We start from the raw sequence: 1,530 nt of genomic DNA, 5'->3' as shown, positions 1-1,530 counted from the left end.
TTCCTGCAGGGATTTGAGATCCGTCCGGATCGCAAGGAGCTCCATGGTGGGCGCCGCGCGCCGTAAGAACTCCGCTTTGGCTTGGCCGTTCATCATCGCCGCTGTCTTGTTAACGGTCTCGTTGATCTCTTTTAGGTTTTCCCGCATCTGGTCCGCGGTGGCATCTGAACTCATTTGAACACCCTTTCCATCTCGGATAGCGACCACAACAGTACCGGATCGGACGGCTTGCGTCATCCGATCATTGAAGTGACTCGCTATCGTGTTATCCGGCTGAGATGCGGCGACCGAGTGCCATTCCTGAAGGCCTGTCTGGGTGGCCTGCAGCTGGCACGCCGAAATCGGAATCTTTATCGGGTTGGCCTTTGCGTGGTTGATCCGCTGGCGGGCTTTCTCGATGACGTGCGGGTTTGCACGGGCGTAGGCGCGGTCCCGCGCCTCCCTGCCCGGCCGTGGCTTTTCGGCCGTGGCCACGATCGCTTTGTCGCGCGGACCATAGCTTTGTGATGAGGCGCGATAGGCCGCGGAAGTCGCGACGATTTTCATGCCCTGCGCTTGCGCGTGCTCGGCATAGAGCGCGCGCCATTCGCGAAGCTGGGCCGGGCCTGGTCGCAAGCGCTCACTGTCCTCACCCTTCACGGCGACGATGGCGTGGACATGAATATGGCCGCCCTCCTCGGCCATATCGGCGTGCATGCCAAAGGCGAATTTGTGGTTCGGGAACTGTTCATGCAGGAACCCACGCGCGGCCCTCACCAGAGCCTGCCTGTCCTCGCCCGCCTTTGCCGACAAGATCATGTGCATGGTGTCGCGAGGCTTGTAGGAATTCAGGGTCTTGTCCCAGGACTGCGCGGTCTGCCGAACCGCACCCTCAGACGCGATCGCCGCACCGTCGGCGCCGATCGCCGCTCCGTCATGGGTAAGGCGCGAGAGCTGGAACACGACACCGGCTTTGCCGTGGCTGGGTTCCCCAATTGGCTTCACCGAAACGGCATCCTCCTTGACGCCAAGCGCCTCGGAGACCCGCGCGGCGATCATGGCCCGGGTGGGGGCTGAGAACTGGCGATCATGCTGGCGCCGATCGGAAAGGTGAAACCGATGCTTCACCTTGTTGTCCCCGTTCTCACCTTTCACGACGCTGTGTCCGGCCATGGTCGCGACGACGCGCGCGACACTCGATCCGTCCTGCAGTGTGTCGATACGATAGGCGAAACCGTGGCCGGCGAAACCGGCCTGAACTGCCTGTGAAAGGCGCGCGGCACTCTCTTCCCCTGCCAGCGAAAGCCGGAACGTCGCCACATCCTCGCTTTCCCGCCGCTTGTCGAAGCCCTTACCCCACTGTTTCATTTCCTCGGCAACGGCCTCCTGCGTTGCCAGGATACGCGCGTCATGCGTTTCGAGCGCGACGCCCTCCTTCTGGATATATTGACCGATGGCCGCTGCCCTGGTGACGCCATGCCCGTAGGAAATCACCTTCAGAACCGCCGGCTGATACCCGGCCGCCAGCCTGTCGGCAGCGGCCCTCGGCCG

At 62.7% G+C, this 1,530-nt stretch carries 1 protein-coding gene; it reads right to left on the bottom strand.

Features of this window, described 5'->3' with window-relative positions:
- Positions 1-1,473, bottom strand: a 1,473-nt coding sequence (locus EOA38_RS36300; protein WP_245481017.1) for a relaxase/mobilization nuclease domain-containing protein, incomplete at its 3' end; no start/stop codon positions are given.
- Positions 1,474-1,530: the final 57 nt, after the last annotated feature.

It is taken from the genome of Mesorhizobium sp. M1E.F.Ca.ET.041.01.1.1 (assembly GCF_003997355.1).
Classification (GTDB): Bacteria; Pseudomonadota; Alphaproteobacteria; order Rhizobiales; family Rhizobiaceae; genus Mesorhizobium.
The sequence above is the reverse complement of the archived record's forward strand: the minus strand, read 5'-3'. Positions and strand labels throughout refer to the sequence as shown.